A 22685-nucleotide genomic window follows, 5' to 3' on the forward strand; every position below is an offset into this window, starting at 1 on the left:
GGGTTACCCCCTCCTGCTGATGGTGATTTTCTGCTGCTGTCTGCCGACGCCCGAAATCAGCACGGCCCGATCGATCAGATAATCGACCACCATCATGTTGTTGTTCAGCCGGTAGTTGACGATCTGGTTCTGTCCTCCGGACACGACATACAGGACTGGCGCATCGCCACTGCCCATTTGGCCCGGAAACTGGATGTACGTCTTTGTCCCGTCGGTATAGATCCGGGTCGGCTTCCAGCGCGCGGAGCCTCGCATGGAGAAGTCAAAGCGGAGGTTCTCGGCTGGAATGCCAGCGCCGGGAATGATGCTGTCCGAGATCTTCTGGTTCACCGCCGCGAGCTGCTGGCGAACGTCTTCGGGGTATTTGAAGGCGACGCGCGCCATATAGCGCGTTGCGTCGGACTGCAGATTGACATGATAGGTCCGGCGCGACGTGGTAATGACCATCGACGTCTTCAAACCGGCTTCGGCAGGCTTGACGATCAGGCTGATACGCTGTCCCTGCGGCGAACCGGACGATGCGGGTTCGACCTGCCAGCGAACGGTATCGCCGACGAGAACATCGCGCACCGCCTCGCCCGGCTGCAACTGCACCTCGCAAAGCTGCAAGGGGGCGCAGACGACAGTCGGCTGCGTTTCGCCAAACAGGTAGATGACCTGCCCATCAGGTCCGCGTGTCATGACCGCGCCGGCGTCCTGCCACTGGCCTGAAAGCCGGGTGCCCTTGCTTGCGTTGTAGTCGGCAGTACGGCCCAGGGTGGGCGCGGCAGTCAGTAGGACCAGTGCGGTCGCAAAGCTCGCACGCAATTTCGTCAATTTGAACATAGTCTCTCCGCGAGCGTCTTAAAGTTGGGCCGTCCAATCGAAGTCCTTAAGGTAAAGACCGATTGGGTTGAGGCGAATGATGGCTTCGTCCTGGGGCGGCGACAGGGTAACGGTAGCAACGCCGCGCCAGCGCCGGGTCCGCAGTTCCTTGCCGGCACGGTCGCGCTCGATTTCGGTCCAGTCGATCTGGTACGACTGGTTCGAGAGCGCCACGATGTTGTTGATCTCGACAGACACCGTCACCGTCCGGGCGCGATCGAAAGGCGAGTTATTCCGAAACCAGTTGTTGACCTTCTCCGTGGCGGGGTCAGTGCGCCGAAGCATTGCATAGGTGCGGTCGATATAGCCCTTCTGGACCACATTATCCGGCGTGATCGACCGGAAGTTATAGACGAACTGGCCGATCATATTGCGAACGACGCGCTCGTCGGCATACTCGATTTGTGCCGGGAACCCGCCCGTAACAGAATTTCCGAGCGTGTCGACCTGCACGATGTAAGGGACAAGCTTGACCTGGCTGGCCTGATAGAGCGCGAACCCGAAACCCACCGTCGCCATCACCAGCGACACCGATCCGACGGTCATCCATGCTCTGACTGCGCGGTTGGCACCGCCCATGCGCTCATTCCATTCGTGACGCGCCGCCAGATACGGGTTGTCGAGATGCTTCAGCTTTTTGGCCATGGACTGATCCTGTTTCCTGACAAGTTGCGAGCCATGCCGCCTATTTCGATGTTTTGTGGTTGCGCAGTCCCATCGATCTCGATGAGCCTCCCGCGCCGGAGCCATGCGAACCCATGGCGGCCTTCGCCGCCGTACCAGCCAATGCCGAACCGCCTGCCCTCATGCCCGCGGAGGCCTGACCGAGAATGCCGGCGCCGGCGGCTTTCGCGGCACCTGCCGCTGCGACGCCAGCACCGACACCCGCCGCCGTCGATGCCGCGAAGGCCGTGACCTGCGCGCTGGATCTCATGGCTTCCATGCCGCTGCTGACTGACACGCCCTGTACGACGCCCTGGATGATATTGGGCACGTAGATCGCAATCATGAAGACGACGACCGACAGGCCCGCGATGACAAGGCTCGCCAGCAACTCCTCTCCGGTGTTTGCATCGTTCGAAAGGCCAATCAGGATCTCCGAGCCGATACGCGCGATCATCACTAGCGCCATCAGCTTCATGCCCACCGAGAAGGCATAGACGAGATATTTGATCGCGAAATCCTTGGTGAAGCTTGAGCCGCCAAGGCCGAGCATGATCATGCCGGCGAGCAATCCGACATACATTTCCACCAGCACCGAAACGAAAATTGCGGCGACGAGCGAGAAAGAGATCACCACGACAATCATGGCGATGATAATGCCGATCGCCATCGCGTTGTCTTCGAAAATGCCGAACTTGACCTTTTCCGAGAGCGTGCTCGCCACCTTGATGCCGGCATTGAAGACATCCGCTGGCGAAGCCGTCCCGCCTTGCGCGCCGAGCTGAAACAGGCTGTCGACGACAACCTTCGCGAAGTCGGGTCCCTGCTGTAGGACAAACAGGAAAAAGCCAATGAAGATAATACGGCGTATCAGCTCTGCGACCCACGTATCGAGCGATGGCGATGCGATGGCGAGCCACACGGCGGCGATACCAAACTCAATACCGGCCAGGATCCAGAACAGCGACCTTGCCGCATTCATGACGGTGTCTTGCCACCCTTCAGTGGCCGTGCGGACATTGTTTTCAAGGCTTGTGAGGATCGATCCATCCGCTGCCATGGCGGGTTGCACCACAGCGATTGCGACGATGGCGAAAGGCGCTAATCTCAAAATCAATGCGGGACTCATGAGAACACCTTTCAGGTCACCAACGGGGGGCCATTTTTTGCCCGCCGGTCGTCGGATAATCATCCGGGTTGGAGTTCATCAGTTTGCGCGTGCGCTCGTTCGTGATCGCGCGCGCCGCCGCCTCCTCTTCCGCAAGCGCAACATGTCTTGCGAGCAACGCCTTCATTTCCGGATCGGCAGTGGGGAAAGCGACATAGGACATCGCGCCGCCGGCCACGGCGGAGAGAAGGGCGACAAGGATGACGACGGGAAGTTTCACCTGTGCCATCCGACTACCACCGTGGCTGCATCTTTTGACCGCCCGATGTCGACGGCGGGGTGCTCGAGAAGAATGCCTCCCGCTTTTGCTGGGCGAGATCCTTGGCGGCCTGTTCGGACTGATACCATGTGCCCATCATCGTGGACTGCTGGGCGATCAGGCCGCGCAATTTCTGCATTTGTTCGACCTGCTGGCTGGCGATCGAGTGGCCGACCTGTAGCGCCTGCATCTGGCCGACGGATGATTGCGACTGCTGTTGCAGCTGCTTCATGGTGCTCTGTTCGGTGTCGAACTGCTGCGCCGTCATCCCGGCCTGTGCGAGTGTGCCGCCGATCGTGTCACGATTGGTTTTCGACCACTGCCCATATTGCTCCGAGAAGTTCTGCCCGCCCTGGACGCCAGAAGCGAACGCCTCGAAACTCGGGAAGCGCTGCTTCAGCACATCATCGAGACTGCCCATCGAGAAGCCGATGCCCTGCCCCTGCTGGGTCAGTTGACGAAGCCGGTTGAGGTCCTTCTCAGCCTGACCCCAGATGTTGTCAGGCAGCTTCTCAAGGTTCTGCAGCATCGTCCTGTACTGGTCGAGCTGGTTCTGGATCTGCGTGACCTGGTGGGCAATCTGCTGCGCCTGATTGGCGATCTGTTCGACCCCCTGCCCCGACTGTTCGAGAAGTTGGGCGTTGTTCAGAAGCTGGGTCCACTCGGTAGCCCCACCCGTCGCAGCACCGGCGAAGACGGCACTGGTGCTGACGGTGAGGATCAGACCGGCAAAGGCATTACGAAGCAAACAGCGACGCAGCATTTTCGATTCCTCTTGATTGAAGCCAATGGCGCGGCCACTCATCCCCATAGTGGTCGTAAAGTTCGCTGATGCGCTGGAGATCCTGCTTGCCGGAGACGCCGACGAAGGACAGGGTGATAGGACCGAGGCCCATTTCGAACAGCCGGCGGCCATCGGGGGAGACGACGTAATATTCACGCTTGGGTGTGGCGGTGGCGATGATGTCAATCTGGCGATCGTTGAAACCGATCTTCTCGTAGAAGTCACGTGTCCCCGTTTCGCGCGCTGCGCCGTTCGGCAGGCAGATCTTGGTCGGGCAGGACTCCTTGAGAACGTCCATGATGCCGGACTTGTCGGCATCGGAAATCGACTGCGTGGCGAGCACGACCGCGCAATTGGCCCGACGGAGGGTTTTCAGCCATTCGCGGATCTTGTCGCGGAATGCCGGATGGCCGAGCATGATCCATGCTTCGTCAAGAATGATAAGGCTGGGTGAACCGGTCAGGCGCTTTTCGATGCGCCGGAACAGATAAAGCAGAACCGGGACAAGGTTGCGCTCGCCCATGTTCATCAGCTCGTCAATTTCGAAGGTCTGGAAATTGGAGAGCTTGAGATTGTCGCGCTCCGCATCGAGCAGATGGCCCATGGGACCGTCGACCGTGTAGTGGCGCAGTGCCTCCTTGATCGACTTCATCTGCACGCCCGATACGAAATCCGAGATCGACCGGCGTTCCGACTTCGACATAAGGTCGAGCTGATGCGCGATCGCATTGCGATGGTCAGGCGTCACCGTCTCGCCAGACATGACGATGAGCGTTTCGAGCCATTCCGCCGCCCATGCTTTGTCGGCGTCCGTATCGAGATCCTGTAAAGGGCAGAATGCGAGGTTTTCGCTGGCGCCGACGTCATAGAAATCCCCACCGACGGCGCGGGTGAGCGGATACATGGACCGGCCCTTGTCGAAGGCGAAAACTTGGCTGTCCTGATAGCGCCGGAATTGTGCTGCGATCAGAGCCAACAGTGTCGATTTGCCCGAACCGGTCGGCCCGAAAATCAATGTGTGGCCGATGTCGCCAACATGCAGGTTGAGCCGGAACGGTGTCGAGCCGGACGCCACCAGCATGAGCGGCGGGGAGTTTTCCGGATAGAAGGGGTTTGGATTAACCGGCTCTCCGGACCAGACCGAATTCAGCGGTATCATGTCCGCCAGATTTCGGGTGTGGATCAGCGGCTCGCGGATATTGGCGTACCAGTTGCCCGGCAGACTGCCCAGAAACGCCTCGGTTGCGTTCAGGCTTTCGATGCGGGCGCCGAAGCCTTCGGACTGGATAAGGCGGCGAACGCTTTCGGCCTGGCGGCGCAGCTTGGCGTCATCGTCACCGAACATGACGATAACAGGCGTGTAGTAGCCGTAAGCAACCAGGCGGGAATTTGCCGCGGCGATGGCATCCTCGGCCTCGCCGACCATCGCAAGTGCGTCCTGGTTCACCGAGCCGCTGTTCGTCTTGAACAGTTGATCGGTGAAGGGGCGCACCTTCTGGATCCACTTCTTACGGGTACGCTCCAACCGCTGAATGGCTTCGATTTCGTCCATGAACATGAAGCGCGAGGACCACCGATAGGTCAGCGGCATAAGGTCGAGAACGTTTAAAATCCCCGGCCAGCTTTCGGCCGGAAAGCCGTCGATCGCCACGACCTGGCAGAAGCGGCCGTCGACCATGGGCGACAGGCCGTGGTGAAACTCCGCCGTTGCCAGATAGTCGAGGTACATCGGGATCTCAGGCAGCCGAACGGGATGGTTTTCGCCCACGAGGCAGAAGCGGACGAATTGGAAAAGCTCGTCGTATCTGGCGACACGATAGCCGCCGCGATCCGGCACTTCCTGAGTGACCATGCGGCGGATCGAAACCACGTTCTGCATGTATTGCCCGAATTCGCGGATCGATGTTTTGAAATGTTCAAGAATGCGATCGGCATTGCTCGTGGTGCGGGATTCAGGGTCCGCATAGATGTATTTGACGAGACCGGATTTGCGTGTGTCCGGTTCACGGTAGGTCAGGATGATGGCGTGCTGGCTCTCAAAATGACCTTCAGCAGCTTCGAATCGCTGACGCCGCTCATCGTCGATCAGCTGGCTCACCCTGTCGGGGAAATGCGAACGATCCGTGGCGGGATATTCGGTTGTGGGAACGCGTACCGCTTCGACCTGGATCATCCAGCCCGTGCCGAGGCGGGCGAGAACCGAGTTGATAGCACGCGAAACTTCGTTGCGCTCAAAGTCGGTGGAGCTTTCGCTGTCGGGGCCGGCAAAATACCAGCCCGCCATCAGCGAGCCGTCCTTGAGAAGCATGATGCCGTTATCGACCAGACCGGCATATGGCATGAGGTCGGAGAAAGACGCGCCGGTATGACGAAATTTCTTGAGTGAAACCATCGCTCAGTATTTCCTCCATGGACTGGAGGTTGGCCGGTAGTGCGCGCGGTATCTCATGTGCCGGAGATAGACCTGGCGCATAAAGGGATCTGCCCTCGCCATCATGCGCAGCAGGCCGACGACGACAACCCAGATCGTAAAGCCGACTGCGGCGGAAACCATCGTCAGGACGACGAAAATGAGAATGACCGCAGTCAGCCCGGTCATCAGGACCAGCTCACGGTCAGCCCCAAACAGCAGGGCCGGACGTGAGAGAGCGCGATGAATTCGCACCCTGTCTAGGCGGCTAATCCCTTCAGCCATGCGCCCTGTCCAGCGTCATGCCCTGCTTTGCCTCGAGCGGAACACCAATCGAGGCCCCTCCCCCGCCGAACAGGCCGACTACCTGCGTCGCACCAAGAAGGATACCGCAGACCAGAACGACGTAAGCGAGACGACGGGCGAAGTCGTTGATCTCGCCACCGAAGATGAGCATGCCGCCTGCGACCGCGACTGCGATCAGTGCGATTGCCATGGCGACGGGGCCGGTAATGGATTGCTGGATCTGTTGAAGCGGGCCTTCCCATGGCAGACCGCCCCCTCCCCCGGCAGCAAGGGCCGGTTCGATCATCAGCATCGAGACGGCTACAAGGGCGAGAAATGTAAGCAATCTACGCGACATGGAGTTTTCCCTGATTGTCTGAGTTGGAATTACCAACCGGAGTGATTTGATAAGTGCCGTTCTGGAACCCATCGACCCTGAGTATCTCGCGCACGATGCGGCCTTTGGGGGTGCGTTCGATGGAGACGAGCAGATCGACGGCCTCCCCGATGACCTCTGGCATAGGCTGGGAGCTCACTTCCGCGACAAGCTGCTCGAGACGAGTAAGAGCGGCTTTGGCATTGTTCGCATGGACCGTTGCGATACCGCCCGGATGTCCGGTGTTCCACGCTTTGAGGAGCGTAAGCGCTGCGCCATCACGAACCTCACCCACGATGATGCGATCCGGCCGCAAGCGCATCGTCGACTTCAAGAGCCGGTTCATATCGACGGTATCGGTGGTGTGCAGGACAACGTAGTTCTTCGCCGCGCACTGGATCTCGGCAGTGTCTTCGAGGATGACCAAACGATGTTCGGGCGTAACATCGACCAGTTCGCTAAGAATTGCGTTCGTCAGCGTGGTCTTGCCGGTCCCCGTGCCACCAGCGACCACGATGTTCAGCCGCTGGGCAATGGCGTCTCGGATGACGGCGACCTGCGCCGTGGTCAGGATCCTATCCTCCACATAGCGATCGAGCGCTACCAGCATCGACGCTCGCTTGCGGATGGTGAACATTGGCGCTGGCGCAGCGGGTGGCAAGATTCCTTCGAACCGATGTCCTCCAAGCGGCAGCTCGCCCGAGATGATGGGTCGCTCGCGGTTGATCTCGGTGCTGAGCGCATGGGCCACACGGCCGATCACGGCCTCTGCGTCATGGGCAACCATGTCCCCGGCGGGTCTGATGCCCTCTCCGATACGCTCGACAAACAATTTTCCGTCCGGATTGAGCATGACCTCGACCACGGCCAAGTCGTTCAGGGCGGCAACAATGACATCGCCAAGGGCGTCTCGTAGATTGGCGATCAACCGCCTTTCGGATTCACCAGAACGACTTGGATGCACGGATCCACCTTTCGCGCCCTGCACCTTTGTAAAAAACCAAACAGCACAGGGATCTGTTACGAGCACAACCGGAAAAAACTAATATTCCCCGGATTAGACGACGATAAATCGGCTGTCAATCAAGAAAAAATACATGAAAATCTATTTAAAACAGTAACATAAGAAATCTGCGTCGTTGGGCAACGGTTGCTGCGGTCAAGGGCTCAGAATGCTGCGGCTGAAAATCAACCACAACCAGTGATACATAAAATTTGATCGGGGAAGCTGATCTTCTCATATTGAGCTCTCTACGGTAGGTCTTAGTGCACCGGCGGGATCACGGGAGGGCCATGCATTATCTCGCACACTTGAACGAATGTCATTGGTTGGACGTTGTATGTCGATTTTCGATGAGGAGAACGGGGCTTGAGTCAAACCCAGATGGAAGATGAGGCGCTACGGATCATGGACAAGTATGCCGATCAGCTGGACAGGGTTGAGGCCTTGCAGGCTGCATGCGATCGGCAGGCGACTTGCGATTGTCCACCCGACGCCTGCCAACGGCTCTCGGAAGCGCAACGCAGGATGTGCGAATTGCGGGGAATTTTATGTTCCCTTCTCCAACGCCTTGGTTACACCCCCAGTACAAATGCGGGAAGCTTTCCAACCCACTGAGTAAACCGGAGCGGGCATCTCAAAAAGTTGATGTCCGTTAGAAGCTTTCAACGGCGCAGATTTTCGGTAAGAATAGCACCGGGAGTTGTGCGATGTAGGAAGGAAATTTGCGGTGAAAAATCAGGACATTCACGAATTCATGGAGCGCTGCGACAATCAAGAGAGCGTCGAATATCTGTTTTCGGATTTTGGGACGGTCATCGGTAGACGCGGCTTTCATTCTTACATTTACACGGGGCTGCCAGCGGTGGGCACCGACGTAAAGCATTATGTCGTCAAAAATGGGTGGCCGCCGGGATGGAGCGACCAATTCGAGGGTCTTAATTATTTCGCCGATGATCCCGTCAGTCGATGGTCTCTTTCCCAGTCGAAACCTTTTACCTGGAAAACCGCGAGAGAAGAGACGAAGGCAACGGCGCGCACCAAAGAGATCCAACAGGAAGCGGACAGGTATCGCTTGTGCGATGGCATCGTTTTCCCAATGTTTGACCCAAATTCTTGGCAGTCGGTGATCTCACTCGCAACAGACGACAAGGGTGGGTTGGCAAAAGAGAGCATTGGCGGCCTTTATCTTCTCTCCTCATATTGTGCGATGACGGCAAACAATCTTCTTCGACGCGCCGAACAGGCGGATCATCGGTTGACAGACCGCGAGAAAGAAATTCTGCAGTGGGTTTGTCGCGGCAAGACGGATTCGGAAATCGCGATCATCCTCCGTATGAGCGCAGGCTCCGTCACCCAGAGGCTCATCCGAATTCGAGAAATTCTGGACGTCACGAACAGACCGCAAACTGTTTCGCAAGCGATTCGGCTCGGCCTTATCAATCCGATCTAGCTTGTCAAGATAAGGAACCTTATCTTTCGCGAATCCAGCAGGCATCTAAAGTTGCGTCTTCACTCAAGAGGACGCGCCGATGTTGGTTCATGTCATTACTTCTTCAAATAGCGCATTATATTCAAACGAACTGAGCGAGCTGTTCCGAATTCGCCACAAGATCTACGTGGAAGAAAAGGGATGGCGTGAAACGTCGCCTGATGGAATGGAACGCGACCAGTTCGACACCGAGCATGCCGTTCATCTCATAGGCATTCAAGATGGGCGAATTATTGCGGGCTCCAGGTTTGTCCCAACCACGCAACCGCACCTTCTCAGCGAGGTGTTCCCTCACCTTTGCACCCGTCCAGGCGTTCTTCGTCACGAACGTGTCGCCGAGTGGACCCGCGGCTTCATCATCCCGGAATTCCGCGAGAAGGCCGGTCTTTTGATCAAGGCGCAGTTCTGCGCGGCCGTCATGGAATATTGCCTAAATCAGGGCATCGAACAGATCGGCGGCATCCAGGAGATCTACTGGTTGCCATTGTGGAAGCGTTTTGGCTGGCGGGTTAATGTGATTGGAGACGCTGCCGAAATTGACGGCGTTTTGTGTGTCCCAGCGTATTTCGAGGTGTCTGTTGAGGCCTTGGAAGGCGTGCGCAGACGCGCCAATCTTTCCAGCAGCAGCCTGATCGAACGGGGAAGGCTCGAACCGTTCGTTCCGGCGAAGGCTCCCGCTTTCGATGTCTCGGTATTCTCGGCGGTATAGCTCCGACCCTTTGAAACTTCCCCTCCCCTCTCGTAGGAGGGGCAGGTCCTGTAGAGATGATGGAGCCACGCGATTAAATGGATACAGCTGTTAAAAGAACAGATGCCTGCGCCATGAGCGAACTGCAGAAAGCATTCGACCTGATTTTATACGGCCGCGCAAAAACTGATACACCTGGAAAGTCCCTGAAGTGTATAGGGCTGTTCACGGTTATTCTTCGCCTGCGCGCGTTCGACGAAACTGTCACTCGACAGGTGCTAGCCCGCGAAACGGGCTTGACGGAAAATGCGATTGCTCCCCACGTCCGTTATCTGGAATCGCTTGGTCTTGTGAAGATGACACTTGCGCGCGCGCGGAACTCGATAGCGAGGGAGTTTCACATTGATGCGGACCACGCTTTGATCGAGTACACGCGAAAGGCGATCCGGGGGAACCGAGGTGGCTTTTTTGCACAGCTTGGCACGCGGGTTGACGCACATCGTTCATCCTTACTTGAAAGCGGTTGTCACAGTTGGCGCAACGACTGAAACGCCGCGGTTGCGAGCATGGCAATGCGGAGAGGGCGTGTTCAATGGCTTGCGGGAAGAATCTTTGATGACCGAAATAGGCGATGTGATTCTAGCAACTGCAGTGCGACGTGGAATTAATTCACCAGCGCTGCTTCTACGGTCGCGGTTGAGTCACAGAAAAAAGGGGCGATTAACCGCTTCCAGTTACATCGTAACTCACTGGAATCTAACGACAGTTGAAGGCGGCTGGCACGAAACATATCGGATTAAGATTTTGTTAACCTTAAACATCTTGCAAAAATTCGAGATTGGATGTCCTATCGACGGCGATAAGGCGTGTTTACGCAATTTGCCGTGTGTACGAGAGGACGATGTGGAAAATACCGCCCAGCTTCAAAAAGCTATTCATAAACTGATCGCGGCCCACGCGCGAGATCTCTCCGGGGCGTTGCACGAGCATCGCGTTAAACTCTACCCGCCGGAAGCACGCAAGACGCTCAGGTCCTTTTCCTCCACTGAGGCAGCAAAGCTCATCGGGGTGAATGATGGTTATCTCCGGCATCTTTCAATCGAAGGCAAGGGCCCCCAGCCCGAGATTGGAAACAACAATCGCCGGTCTTACTCCGTCGAAACCGTGCAGGCCTTGCGCGAATATTTGGATGAGAACGGTAAGGGTGACCGCCGTTACTCGCCACGCCGAACCGGAACTGAGCATCTTCAGGTTATAACGGCAGTCAATTTTAAAGGTGGCAGCGGCAAAACGACGACAGCGGCTCACTTGGCGCAATATTTGGCTTTGAACGGCTATCGCGTATTGGCAATCGACCTGGATCCGCAGGCGAGTATGTCAGCCCTTCACGGGTTCCAGCCCGAATTTGACGTTAAGGACAACGAGACGCTCTACGGGGCTATTCGGTACGACGAAGAACGTCGACCTATGAAGGACGTTATCAAGAAGACGTATTTTACAAATTTGGATCTGGTGCCCGGTAATCTTGAACTGATGGAGTTCGAGCACGATACCGCGAAGGTACTTGGGTCAAATGATCGAAAAAACATTTTCTTTACTAGGATGGATGATGCAATCGCCTCAGTCGCTGACGACTACGACGTTGTTGTTGTTGACTGCCCTCCCCAACTGGGTTTTCTCACGATTTCGGCTCTCTGTGCAGCGACGGCGGTTTTGGTTACCGTGCATCCGCAGATGCTGGATGTCATGTCGATGTGTCAGTTTCTTTTGATGACGTCGGAATTGCTAAGCGTCGTCGCCGATGCAGGCGGGAGCATGAATTACGATTGGATGCGGTACCTAGTCACTCGCTACGAACCTGGTGATGGTCCTCAGAACCAGATGGTGTCGTTTATGAGGACGATGTTCGGTGACCACGTCCTAAATCATCCAATGTTGAAAAGCACGGCTATTTCCGACGCTGGGATTACCAAGCAGACGCTCTATGAGGTCAGCCGCGACCAATTTACGCGCGCCACCTACGACCGCGCGATGGAGTCGCTCGACAACGTGAATACTGAAATTGCGCAGCTCATTGAAGACGCATGGGGGCGTAAATGAGGGTGTTTGCATTTCACATAATGACGCACGAGTTGCCAGCCGGAAACTTTCGAGAAGCCGCACATTTTAGGTTGGCAACTTCGACAATGGCGGGGGGGGCTGCAAATGGCTAGAAAACACCTGTTATCCGATCTGGCTGGACCTAAGTTGCCAACCGGAAACTTCGAACTCTCTGCCGCAGCAGATGCTGCCACTCCGCAGTATTCACCACGTGGTGCGATCGGCGCTGTCTCGCGTTCCATTGAGCTTTTGAAGTCTCAGTCGCTCATGGAACTCGATCCGGATCTCATTGACGCACCGCTCGTGGCAGACCGTTTGGAAGAATCTCCTGAGCAGTTCGAAGAGTTCGCTCATAACATAAAAGAGCATGGTCAGCAGGTCCCAATCCTTGTGCGCCCTCACCCATCTGTTGAAGGTCGCTACCAGATTGCCTACGGCCGCCGACGCCTGAGAGCCGTGAAGGCTGTCGGCGTCCAAGTGAAGGCCGCAGTTCGCGCTTTGTCGGATGACGAGTTGGTTCTGGCGCAAGGGCAAGAGAACAGCGCTCGGCAGGATCTTTCATTCATCGAGCGCGCATTATACGCCGCGGAGCTTGAAGCCAGCGGGTTTCAGCGGCCAATCATAATGGCGGCTCTTGCAGTGGATAAAAGCAATCTTTCGCGCCTGATCCAAGCTGCTAAGCAACTTCCAGCAGATATCATCCGCTTGATAGGTGCTGCCCCTAAAACTGGCCGGGACCGCTGGTACGAATTGTCAGGCCGCCTGAGCCAAGATGGAGCTTCTGAGACTGCCCGTGCGTTGCTCAATGACGATGCGGTGAAAGGCTTGAATTCCGACGAGCGTTTCGCTCGAGTATTCGAAGCTGTCAACCCCAAAAAGACAAAGGCAGTAAAAACGGAGCCGGAAGTTTGGAAGGCTGAAGATGGCACGAAGGCCGCTCGTTACAAGCATGACAAGCGTACCCTGACTTTGATGATCGACAAAAAGGCCGCTCCGGAATTTGCGGATTACCTGATGTCGGCGCTTCCAGAAATCTACGCTTCGTTCAAAAAGTCGAAGCAGCAAGGCAAAACATAACCAGGAAAGGAACGATAGCGCAAAGAAAAAGCCCTCCGAAACGATGTTCCAGAAGGCCTCTCTCAGTTTGGTCGCTTAGAGAATCGCATTTCCCGGAATCCTAGTCAAGAGTCAACGCCGTCCCGGCGTAGCCTTTTCTTTGCCTTTTGGAAGGTGAGAGAGATGGAGACTAGACATGTAACGACGCCCTTTGGGCGGCGGCCAATGACGCTCGCCTTGGTGAAGCGGCAAGTGGCCACAAACGATATCAAGGCCGGGAAAACGGTCGAAAAATGGAAAGTCTTCCGTGATGCCTCGGAAGCGAGAGAAGAGCTCGGCTTGCAGTCGAACAGCCTGGCTGTGCTCGACGCTCTTCTGAGCTTCTATCCGGAAAACGAATTGCGCCAGGACGCGCAGCTCGTCGTGTTTCCGTCAAACGCTCAGCTGATCCTTCGAGCCCACGGCATGGCAGGCGCCACGCTGCGTCGGCATCTCGCGCTTCTGGTCGATGCTGGTCTCATCGTTCGCAAGGATAGTGCCAACGGCAAGCGCTACGCGAGGAAGAACGGTTCCGGCGAGATCGAGCATGCGTTTGGATTCGACCTTTCGCCAATCCTTGCCCGGTCTGAAGAGCTTGCTGTCATCGCGCAAAAGGTCGTCGCTGCTCGTTCCGCATTCCGCAAGGCAAAAGAAAACCTGACAATCTGCCGCCGGGATGTCCGCAAGCTCATCACTGCGGCGATAGAGGAGGGGGCTGACGGTGACTGGATGGCGATCGAGGCTATGTACATCGACCTCGTAGCCCGCATTCCACGCTCTCCGACCATCGCTGACGTCGCCAGTATCCTCGATGAACTCGAGCTTCTGCGCGAGGAAATCCTTAATCTGTTGGATACGCAGTTAAATTCAGAATTTGATAGCACCAATGATGCTCATATTGAGCAGCACATACAGAATTCAAAATCCGAATCCTTTAGTGAATTTGAACCTAGCTCTGAAAAAGAGCAGGGCGAAAAGCCGAGCAAAAGACGCGGGCCTGACACTGAGACGCTGAAGGCCTTTCCTCTCGGTGTTGTGCTGAAGGCATGCCCACAGATTATCGACTATGGTCCGGCTGGCTCTGTGGGTGGTTGGCGCGATCTTATGTCGGCCGCCGTCGTAGTGAGATCGATGCTGGGTGTAAGCCCGTCGGCCTATCAGGAGGCCTGCGAAACCATGGGGCCTGAAAATGCAGCGGTTGCGATTGCCTGTATCCTGGAGAGGGCAGGGCATATCAACTCCGCCGGTGGATATCTGCGTGATCTCACCAACCGAGCGGCGCGTGGGGAGTTTTCGCTCGGGCCGATGGTGATGGCGCTGCTACGGTTGAACGGGGAAGCTGGAAAAAGGTCGGCCTGAAGGTCTGTTGAAAAATTAGACCCTTGAGGCATGCTGAATTTCTGACATTTAGATGTCGTACACTTACGCGAGATGCCGAGCGCCATTTATTTCTTCCTGCTCTTCCACCGATGATCAGCTACAGCGGGCGGCTTTGTCTCGGCAGACATCGCGCTCGATCCACTGGCAACCTTGCGAACCTCCGCAACGACGTTGCCTAAGTCTCGGCGGCAATCGTCCGCGATCATACGGTTTTACCAACGTAACCGGTGATCCCTACGTTGAGACAACGGCGCGCCGCTCAATCCGAGTAGCAGCATGGTCTCTTTCTTATCACCGGTCAGATCTACTAAGTGTCTGATATCATAGTAATATTGTTCCACTACGTTAAAGTTTCCGGCTGGCAACTTTCGCTCGGAACGTGGAAATGGGCACCCAATCAGTGTCATTATAGGAATGCAGAACCGGGTGGAGCGTCAAGGGGGTGTTCAAAAGGTTTCAGATTGGGTCGCTTACACGCGTTCGCGTCTGTTCGTCTGACAGCGGTTTTCCAAAACGCATCGTGGACGGCATCGAATCCGAGCGCGAGCGTGACGACCATGTCGATTTCTTTTTCACTCAGGATCTGTTTCCCTGTGTAGGCGAATTCTGGCTTGGGAAGGAAGCCGAGCGCTGCACCTTCGGGGCCAGAGGGATTGGCGGTGTGCTAAAGATCATCGTCCCCGCGGCATTTTCCGGCAGGAGCCTCACAAGTTCCAGGGCGACGTGGCCGGCGAGAGAGTGGCCGAGTATGGCGAAACGATCGAGGCCTAGTGCTCCAATCACTTCGCAGATGGCACTGGCGTATCCGTTGAAATTGTACGTGCGCAGCGGATCAATGGCGTCGGAGGATTGACCATGGCCCGGTAGGTCGACGGCGATGACCCGGCGTTCTCCGGCCAGCGCCTCGATCTGGAAATGGAATGTTCCCTTGCAGACGGAATTGGCGTGGATCATGAGGAGGGGGATTTCACTGCCGGTTGTGTCGACGACTGCGATCCGTCCATGGGATGTCTCTATCGTTTTTCACTCATCATGAATGCTCCCTCTTCACCTTCAGATTTTCGTCCTGAGCGTGTTGCCGAAGGACAATCTCTGTGGCCACAATCTGAAGCTCGCGTTACGTGACACCCGCAAGCCGCTATCCGTTCTTTTCCTCCGCTGGAATGCGCGCGTGGAGAACCCAATCCAGGCAGCGAAATCGCGACCGGTTCGGAAGCCAGCGGGATCCTGTACAACTGCTCGAATGGTCGCGGCAATGATCGGCCCCACACCGGGAATCGCTGTCAGGCGTCGAGCGCTGTCGTCTTTTCTCACCGTTTCGAGGATTTTTCGATCGAGCCTTTCAATGCGTGCCGTCACGGTCTCGATTTGCTCGACGAGTTCTTCCAAAGCCATTCGGGCTTCACCCGGCAATCTCAGGTCACTCTCATCGCGCACAATGGCGGCGAGGCTAATTATTCCGACCAGACCAGTCGCCCTGACAATGCCCAGTTCGGCAAGATGAGCTCTCAAAGCATTGATTGATTGAGTGCGCTGACGGATGAGCAAATCTCGTGCTTTGAGCACCATTCCGGCCGCCTGCTCGTCCTGTGTTTTTGCCGGCACGTGGCGCATGGTCGGGCGGGTGACGGCTTCGCAAATAGCTTCGGCGTCTGCGGCGTCAGTTTTGTTGCGTTTGAGGTAGGCCTTCACGTATGCGGGTGGCATCAACCGAACCGTATGCCTCAAGGCCTGAATTTCCCAAGCCCAATAATGCGCGCTGCCACAAGCTTCCATCCCTACGAGGCAAGGCTGCAACTTGCGAAAGAAGTCCAACACCTGCGATCGACGCAGTGCGCGACGTACGATCACGGCTCCTTCTTCGGCGATGCCATGAACCTGAAAAACGGATTTGGCCAGATCGAGCCCGACTGTGGTAATCTTCTCCATGGAACGTCCTTCCTCTTTGTGGCGTTTCAACACCACGACGTTAGGCACTTGATGCCGTTTGAGAAGGGCCGTTCCACCTCATCAGCTTCGGGCCGACTGGGCCGTCTAAAGGGACTCGATCCGCTACGGCGACTACTCCATAGAATCGTAGATTGATCTCGAATACTGCGCCAACGGTAAACCCTGTTTAAGCCTAGAAACCAGATCAGCATTGGCAAGATAACAACGACCGAAAGAAAACAACTCTGCTTCGCCGCGGCTTATAGCATCCGCCGCAAGCTCGGGTGTATAGCTTCCGTTGCCGATCAGGATGCCGCCGTAGTGACGACGGAGGAACTGCTTTGCGGTTTCCCTGAGATAGTCATAGACGACATCTTCTTCGATGCCGACATGAACATAGGCTGCTCGTCGTTTTTCGAGTTGACCCAAAGCGAACACCAGCGTGTCCTGATCGCCTTCTGTGTGAAGCATTTCGGACATATAGTCAGCAGGTGAGAGGCGAACGCCGATCCGGTCCGCGCCGATCTCATAAGCGCAGGCGTCGAAGACGTCGAGCAGAAAGCGCGCTCGGTTCTCACCGCTTCCGCCCCATCGGTCGGTACGGCGGTTGGTATGCTGCTTTAGAAACTGGTCGATAAGATAGCCGTTCTGACGCGGGTTGTTTGACGCTGTTATGGGGAATTGAGAAGCGGCCCTATGTCAGCGGAGCCGGAACCATGCCGTCCCGATTGCTGATACTATTGCAGTTGCCACCACTGAGGAAGGCAGAAACGGGGAAGTTCGCTTCCAAGGCGTCATTGAAAACACCGCCGATTCTGTACTGCGCCTGACGAAGCGGCTGGCAGCACCCGGTGCCAGGGCAGTTGTCTGCTATGAAGCCGGCCCCTGTGGCTACGGCCTGCATCGCTTGCTCACAAAGCTGGGGTTTGATTGCGCCGTTGTTTCACCGGCCATAATCCCACGTCGCTCCGGGGACCGGATCAAGACCGATCGGCGCGATGCGGAAATGCTGGCGCGGCTATGGCGAGCCGGCGAACTGAAACCGATCTGGACGCCCGATGAGGCACAGGAAGCTATGCGGGATCTGATCCGCACCCGCAAGCAGGCTCTGGAGGCGCTAAAGATTGCAAAGCAGCAACTCCTGAGCTTCCTGCTTCGGCATGGTCTTCGCTATGATCGGCCAACCTATTGGACAAAGATCCACTGGCGATGGATCAACGAATTCCGCAAATTCCGCTGTCCACATCAGCAATTGGCCTTTGAGGAACTGAAACGCGCCATTCGCCAGATTAAGGAGCGTATCAGCACGCTGGATCTGGCGATCGAAGATGCGGTGAAGGACTGGCGTTTTGCATGACTTAGTAAGACCTGGATGATCCGGATATCGGTGCCATTCTCTAGCAGATGCGTGGCAAAGGAATGCCGCAACGTATGGACGGTGACCCGCTTTGAAAGGCCAGTAGCGGCAACCGCTGAGCGACAGGCGGCGTTCAAAAAGGTCGGTTCGATCGGCCTGTCGGCATCGCGCCCTGGAAAAAGGAACCCGGTGGGTCGCGATAGACGCCAATAACTGCGTAAAATGCCCAGCAGCTCGTTTGACAGCATGACGTATCGGGCTTTGGTGCCTTTGCCATGACGAACATGGACCACCATCCGGGAACTGTCGATATCCTCGATCTTCAGACCACAGACCTCGCCGACCCTAAGGCCAGCGGCATAAGCTGTGGTCAGCGCTACACGAGCCTCAAGACTGGAGACGGCCTCAAGAAATTGAGCCACCTCGTCCGCCGACAGAATAACAGGGATCTTGCGGGGTTCGCGCGCATACGGAATCCGCTCAGGGACATCGTCTTGGCCCAAGGTAATGCCATAGAAAAATCGGAGAGCACACACGATCTGATTTAAGGATGCCCACGATATCCCCGTCGAGATAAGGTGAACCTAGAATGTGCGAATGTCGTCGAGATTAAGAAGATCAGGTGATCGAGAGAAATAGCGGCTGAACTTCCGGACTGCACTGATGTAGGATCTTTGGGTCGCCGGGGACAAATTGCGGATCGTCATGTCCTCAATCATCCGGCGGCGAAGAGGGCTTATCTCAGCCATCGGGGCCTCCTGTCTGAAGGGTGGGTTGCAACACAACCATCCTTTCAGTCAGGGCGCTCTCGTCAAAGCCCGCCACCAATCGCCGCGATCAGCGGCTTAGTTCAATCTGGAGGGAATCGCAGAAATCAAACATGCGGCAATCCGTCCACACCGCCTAGACTGAAGCCCGACCTCGAATCGTATTCCCGAAAACAGCGCTCAGGGTCCCCCGATAATGAAATCAAAGAGGGCATCGCCTCGTTCACCGACCTGGGCGGAGTGAAAACCAACGAGATCGAGACGAATTGACCAATGCAGGCGTTCAGTTTCATTCTTTATCGGCCTCTATCGGCCAAGTTCTAGCTAACCGCCTATCGGGTAATCACCATTAAAATTAAGCCTCAAAACTGATGAAATGTTACAACGTCCAAATGCGTTTGGTTGAATCTGGGGTTTGGTGACACTGTTTGATTGATGCCCGGCGCGATGTCCTGCAGATGCCTAGTTAAAAGCCCCATCGCCTCGTCCTTGATGTCCAATATGGCCAGCCCTCCCGTGGGTGCAAGCGGGATGGTGCGGCGAAAAGTTGCTGGGCTGCAGCCGAAGCGATCCTTGAATCTGTGATAGAACTGCGCCGGATTGCCGATATTGCGCTCGCGCATGATGTCGGCAATGGGACCCTTCCTGTGTAGAATATCCCAAGCGACATGATCGAGTCGCGTATTTTGTAGATAATCGCGAAAGTGCATGCCGGTCTGTTTCTTGAAGAGGCGGGACAGATGGCTGAGTGTGATCCCTTCCTTCCGGGCCAAATCCGTCAACGACGCAACATCCTCTCCCATGCCGATCGCTTCCATGATCCGTCGAATGCGGAGAGGTCCTGACCTGTCGGCTCCCGACGAGTGGCTCGGTCTTGCATCGAAGGAAAAGGTGGCGGCTATGTAGCTACAGAGCGCAATCACCATCGAAAATTGTATCGCCGAATTGTTTGGATTCTTCCTGTCATCAAGCAGAATGCGAGCCATAAAGGCCTTCACCGGACGCAGTTTTTCTTGAAACGATTTGTCGTGTAGGAAGCTTTTGCATTTATAAGCCCGGTTGGCGAATTCAGCGATACCCATCGACTGGTAGTGCGCCGTGTCGATATGCAGCCCGCAGATGAGAGTGTCCGGCGCTATGGACAAGGAATTATGCGGTACGTTAGCATTGATGATCATCACATCATCTGTTTCAAGGTGGCAAATTTGCCCTTCGAGAACGATCTGTACACTCCCCCGTAAGACAAACAGGATTTCCATCTCCCGGTGCCAGTGGAACGGAATATCCATCGCACTGTGCAAGAACGAGCGCGTTCGAGAAATCTGATTGAGGATCGGTTGACGGAACCCGTGGCTCGTCACCGGATCGCTATCTGTTCCTCGCCAAGCTTCAATACCCATTTTGGCCTCCCGTTTCCGATCTCAGTGTATCAGGTCACATATCCGGATAAATATCAAAAACAGATGTGAATTCCGACAAGGAATGCATCTATTTCCGCGCTCCAACAGGCGCTAGAGTGCTGTGATGGGAGCTTGGCATGCTCTTCAGAAGATTAGGCCGCAGACGGCCATGTGAGCGTGCCGCGCATCGAAAGTCAATAATCGATGTACTGAAGGCATTGATTTGGAGGAATACTGGCAGTGTGGAATGAATCTGACGACAAACTTCATGCACTCGTCGGACAGATGACTGCAGAGGAAAAGGTTGCCACTCTGAGCGGGAGCGGGCTCTGGAGAACGTCGGCAAACTATCGCCTGAACATTCCCCAGGTTCTCATGACGGACGGTACCTATGGCGTGCGTTACTCGATCGAGCAGATCGAAGGCGAGAATGACGAGCGCAGGAATCTCGAGCAATTTCTCGCTGTCGTCAACCAGAAGGCAGACCGGGATGTCGAAGGCGAATTCGGCACGACGCGCCCGGCGACATGCTTTCCCAACGGTTCGGCCTTTGCTTGCTCATGGGATGTCGATCTCGCCTACTCGCTCGGTTCGGCGCTTGCGGCGGAGTGCCAGACATTCGGTGTCAACCTCCTGCTGGGGCCGGGCATCAACATCCGCAGGACGCCCCTGGCCGGACGCAGCTACGAATATTATGCCGAGGACCCGGTCATCTCCGGCGACATCGCCGCTGCCGTCATTCGCGGCCTGCAGGACAATGGGGTCGGCGCATCGCTCAAGCATTTCGCCTGCAACAATTCCGAGGTTCAGCGCACTACGATGAGTTCCGACGTGGACGAGCGCGCGTTGCGCGAGATTTACCTTTCGGGTTTTGAACGAGCCATTCGCAAGGGTGATCCTTGGACGGTCATGACCTCCTACAATCGCGTCAACGGCGTCCATGCGTCGGAAAACGAATGGCTACTGAGCACCGTTCTTCGCGAGGAGTGGGGCTATCGAGGCCTCGTGATGTCAGACTGGAACGGGATCAAGGATTCGGTCGCTGCGCTTTTGGCTGGCAACGACCTCGATATGCCCGAGCGGGCGGCGCGCAAAAGACAGATTCTCAGGGGAATTGAGGCTGGACGCTTGCCGCTGGATGTCACCGATCGCGCGTGCCTGCGGGTGCTGGAACTGGTGCGTAGACTGAAAGCCGGTGAGAACAGAACTGTTTCGGCCGACTTCGAACATCACCACGCACTGGCCCGTCAAATGGCGGCCGAGTCGGCGGTGCTTTTGAAGAACGCCGATGGCCTTTTGCCGATGGTTGACGTCAAGCGGATCGCTATTATCGGCGACGCCGCAATCCAGCCGGTTATCCAGGGCTCGGGATGTGCAACCACGCGTCCGTTCTTCATCGACGCACCTCTCGATGCCATCCGGAGACGCGCTGGCGACAGCGTCGACGTTTCCTTCCATGCTTTCGACGGTGCCTCGGGCGAAAGCGCAGCGGCGCAGCATCAATCTGCGGTTCAAGGAGCGGAGCAGGCTGATGTGGTTATCGTGTTTGCAAACACCAGCTACGGCTACGACGGAGAAGGATCAGATCGTCGCGATCTCCATCTCGATCTTGGACAGGATGCACTGATTGCCGCTGTGGCAAAGGCCAATCCCCGGACTATCGTCGTGCTGGCGTCTCCGGATGCGGTAGAAATGCCGTGGATCGGTGAAGTGTCTGCGGTTCTCGCCACCTTTTTCGGTGGGCAGGGCGTGGGCCAGGCCGTGGCGGACATCCTCTTCGGCGACCATAATCCGTCCGGGAAGCTGACCGTCACATTCCCTAAGCGCCTGAGCGATACACCCGGCTATCTTCACTATCCGGGGGACAACAATCACCATCACTATGGCGAGGGCATCTATGTCGGCTATCGGTACTACGACAAGCGTGACATCGAGCCACTTTTCCCCTTTGGCTTCGGCCTGAGCTATACGCAGTTTGCCTATTCCGATCTGACGATCGACCAGGATACAGTGTCTGATGGAGAGTGCGTCAGGCTCGCGTTCGACCTGACCAATACGGGCTCGCGGTTCGGAAAGGAAATCTGCCAGGTTTATATCCGGCCGGAATCCGGAAGGGCACCGCGTGCATTGCGCGAACTGAAAGCGTTCGGCAAGGTTGCGCTGGAGCCTGGAGAAAGCCGTCGCGTCGAGTTCGAGATCGATGCGTCCGACTTGCGGTACTACGATACGGCACAACGAGCCTGGGTTCTCGACAGCGGTATGATTCATTTTGACGTCGGCGCATCGTCGCGCGATATCCGTCTCAGTCATGGAATCAGGATCGAGCCTACCTACCGCTCGCTCCATTTCACTATGGATACCCAGCCATACCTGTTTCTAGCCGATCCCGTCGCTCACCAGAAGCTGGTGTCCTTCTTCCTGGACAGGCTGTCTCTCGATCGCGAAACGGCCGACAAACTGCTGACCTTCTGTGAGACGTCCTTCCACGGGATTTACAATTCCATTTCATGGTTTGCCGGAGATGCAATCTCGGAAACCGCGCTGCAGGAAGTTTTGGAGGACATCAATACCACCAATGGCTGGACCAGGGTGGCGAAGCCGCGGGGGTCCATGCGTGGGCAACCGCACAACTGACGGACGAAGAACTCAATCATAAAAGGGGAATCGA

General features: G+C 56.3%; 20 protein-coding genes and 2 pseudogenes. 8 read left to right on the plus strand and 14 right to left on the minus strand.

Features of this window, described 5'->3' with window-relative positions; genetic code table 11:
• Positions 1 to 3 precede the first annotated feature (3 nt).
• From trbG to trbB, 9 genes are read right to left on the minus strand one after another with little or no spacing between them, the layout of a single operon-like run.
• Positions 4 to 825, minus strand: a complete 822-nt coding sequence (trbG, locus tag DSM25558_RS16250; RefSeq protein ID WP_077105743.1) for a P-type conjugative transfer protein TrbG — start codon at positions 823 to 825, stop codon at positions 4 to 6.
• 18 nt (positions 826 to 843) lie between these two features.
• Complete coding sequence (trbF, locus tag DSM25558_RS16255; protein ID WP_077105744.1) at positions 844 to 1509, minus strand: conjugal transfer protein TrbF; 666 nt, start codon at positions 1507 to 1509, stop codon at positions 844 to 846.
• 40 nt (positions 1510 to 1549) lie between these two features.
• A complete protein-coding gene (gene trbL / locus DSM25558_RS16260) occupies positions 1550 to 2656 on the minus strand; it encodes a P-type conjugative transfer protein TrbL (RefSeq protein ID WP_077105745.1) in 1107 nt (368 codons plus the stop codon).
• A 16-nt stretch (positions 2657 to 2672) separates the two neighbouring features.
• Entirely contained in the window at positions 2673 to 2924 is a 252-nt protein-coding gene (locus DSM25558_RS16265; protein ID WP_077105746.1) for a TrbJ/VirB5 family protein, read from the minus strand.
• A gap of 4 nt (positions 2925 to 2928) precedes the next feature.
• Positions 2929 to 3717: a P-type conjugative transfer protein TrbJ gene (gene trbJ / locus DSM25558_RS16270; RefSeq protein ID WP_083716521.1), complete on the minus strand. Its 789-nt coding sequence runs from the start codon at positions 3715 to 3717 to the stop codon at positions 2929 to 2931.
• Positions 3692 to 6130 carry a conjugal transfer protein TrbE gene (locus tag DSM25558_RS16275; RefSeq protein ID WP_077105747.1) on the minus strand — a complete coding sequence of 813 codons (2439 nt, stop codon included), beginning with the start codon at positions 6128 to 6130 and terminating at the stop codon, positions 3692 to 3694. Before DSM25558_RS16275 ends, trbJ begins: the two co-directional genes overlap by 26 nt.
• A 3-nt stretch (positions 6131 to 6133) precedes the next feature.
• Positions 6134 to 6433, minus strand: coding sequence for a conjugal transfer protein TrbD (locus DSM25558_RS16280; protein WP_077105748.1), 300 nt, complete (start codon positions 6431 to 6433; stop codon positions 6134 to 6136).
• Positions 6426 to 6791, minus strand: a complete 366-nt coding sequence (locus DSM25558_RS16285) for a TrbC/VirB2 family protein (RefSeq protein WP_077105749.1) — start codon at positions 6789 to 6791, stop codon at positions 6426 to 6428. Before DSM25558_RS16285 ends, DSM25558_RS16280 begins: the two co-directional genes overlap by 8 nt.
• On the minus strand, positions 6781 to 7773 hold the full coding sequence (gene trbB, locus DSM25558_RS16290; protein ID WP_077105781.1) for a P-type conjugative transfer ATPase TrbB: 993 nt from the start codon (positions 7771 to 7773) through the stop codon (positions 6781 to 6783). The genes DSM25558_RS16285 and trbB overlap by 11 nt, the downstream gene beginning before the upstream one ends.
• A gap of 766 nt (positions 7774 to 8539) precedes the next feature.
• On the opposite strand from trbB, the gene DSM25558_RS16300 reads away from it, so the two are divergent.
• From DSM25558_RS16300 to repC, 6 genes are all read left to right on the plus strand, one after another.
• Positions 8540 to 9262, plus strand: a complete 723-nt coding sequence (locus tag DSM25558_RS16300) for a helix-turn-helix transcriptional regulator (protein WP_077105751.1) — start codon at positions 8540 to 8542, stop codon at positions 9260 to 9262.
• A 79-nt stretch (positions 9263 to 9341) separates the two neighbouring features.
• The gene (locus tag DSM25558_RS16305) at positions 9342 to 10010 is read left to right on the plus strand and encodes an acyl-homoserine-lactone synthase (RefSeq protein ID WP_077105752.1); all 669 of its coding nucleotides are present in this window, start codon (positions 9342 to 9344) and stop codon (positions 10008 to 10010) included.
• A 77-nt stretch (positions 10011 to 10087) separates the two neighbouring features.
• Entirely contained in the window at positions 10088 to 10537 is a 450-nt protein-coding gene (locus DSM25558_RS16310) for a hypothetical protein (RefSeq protein ID WP_077105753.1), read from the plus strand.
• Between the two features lie 355 nt (positions 10538 to 10892).
• On the plus strand, positions 10893 to 12089 hold the full coding sequence (gene repA / locus DSM25558_RS16315) for a plasmid partitioning protein RepA (RefSeq protein ID WP_077105782.1): 1197 nt from the start codon (positions 10893 to 10895) through the stop codon (positions 12087 to 12089).
• 105 nt (positions 12090 to 12194) lie between these two features.
• The gene (gene repB / locus DSM25558_RS16320; RefSeq protein ID WP_077105754.1) at positions 12195 to 13166 is read left to right on the plus strand and encodes a plasmid partitioning protein RepB; all 972 of its coding nucleotides are present in this window, start codon (positions 12195 to 12197) and stop codon (positions 13164 to 13166) included.
• Between the two features lie 162 nt (positions 13167 to 13328).
• Complete coding sequence (gene repC / locus DSM25558_RS16325) at positions 13329 to 14543, plus strand: plasmid replication protein RepC (RefSeq protein ID WP_077105755.1); 1215 nt, start codon at positions 13329 to 13331, stop codon at positions 14541 to 14543.
• A 597-nt stretch (positions 14544 to 15140) separates the two neighbouring features.
• Here repC and DSM25558_RS16330 read toward each other — a convergent pair.
• The 3 genes and pseudogenes from DSM25558_RS16330 to DSM25558_RS27835 form a co-directional block, all read right to left on the minus strand.
• Positions 15141 to 15518, minus strand: a complete 378-nt coding sequence (locus DSM25558_RS16330) for an alpha/beta fold hydrolase (RefSeq protein ID WP_077105756.1) — start codon at positions 15516 to 15518, stop codon at positions 15141 to 15143.
• A 191-nt stretch (positions 15519 to 15709) separates the two neighbouring features.
• Positions 15710 to 16493, minus strand: a pseudogene (locus DSM25558_RS16335) (IS110 family transposase); the annotation flags it as partial.
• A gap of 132 nt (positions 16494 to 16625) precedes the next feature.
• Complete coding sequence (locus tag DSM25558_RS27835; protein WP_083716523.1) at positions 16626 to 17168, minus strand: oxidoreductase; 543 nt, start codon at positions 17166 to 17168, stop codon at positions 16626 to 16628.
• A gap of 64 nt (positions 17169 to 17232) precedes the next feature.
• Here DSM25558_RS27835 and DSM25558_RS16345 point away from each other — a divergent pair, with 64 nt between their 5' ends.
• A complete protein-coding gene (locus tag DSM25558_RS16345) occupies positions 17233 to 17850 on the plus strand; it encodes an IS110 family transposase (RefSeq protein WP_256387075.1) in 618 nt (205 codons plus the stop codon).
• Here DSM25558_RS16345 and DSM25558_RS16350 read toward each other — a convergent pair.
• Together DSM25558_RS16350 and DSM25558_RS16355 are read right to left on the minus strand one after the other, a co-directional pair.
• Positions 17739 to 18599 (minus strand): annotated as a pseudogene (locus DSM25558_RS16350) (site-specific integrase). The gene DSM25558_RS16345 and the pseudogene DSM25558_RS16350 overlap by 112 nt on opposite strands.
• Positions 18600 to 18979: 380 nt before the next feature.
• A complete protein-coding gene (locus tag DSM25558_RS16355) occupies positions 18980 to 20017 on the minus strand; it encodes an AraC family transcriptional regulator (protein ID WP_077105758.1) in 1038 nt (345 codons plus the stop codon).
• 240 nt (positions 20018 to 20257) lie between these two features.
• On the opposite strand from DSM25558_RS16355, the gene DSM25558_RS16360 reads away from it, so the two are divergent.
• Positions 20258 to 22651 (plus strand): beta-glucosidase family protein, encoded by a 2394-nt coding sequence (locus DSM25558_RS16360; RefSeq protein WP_077105759.1) that lies wholly within the window; start codon positions 20258 to 20260, stop codon positions 22649 to 22651.
• Positions 22652 to 22685: the final 34 nt, after the last annotated feature.

The sequence above is a fragment of the Agrobacterium sp. DSM 25558 genome, assembly GCF_900100825.1.
In the GTDB taxonomy this organism is placed as follows: Bacteria; Pseudomonadota; Alphaproteobacteria; order Rhizobiales; family Rhizobiaceae; genus Agrobacterium.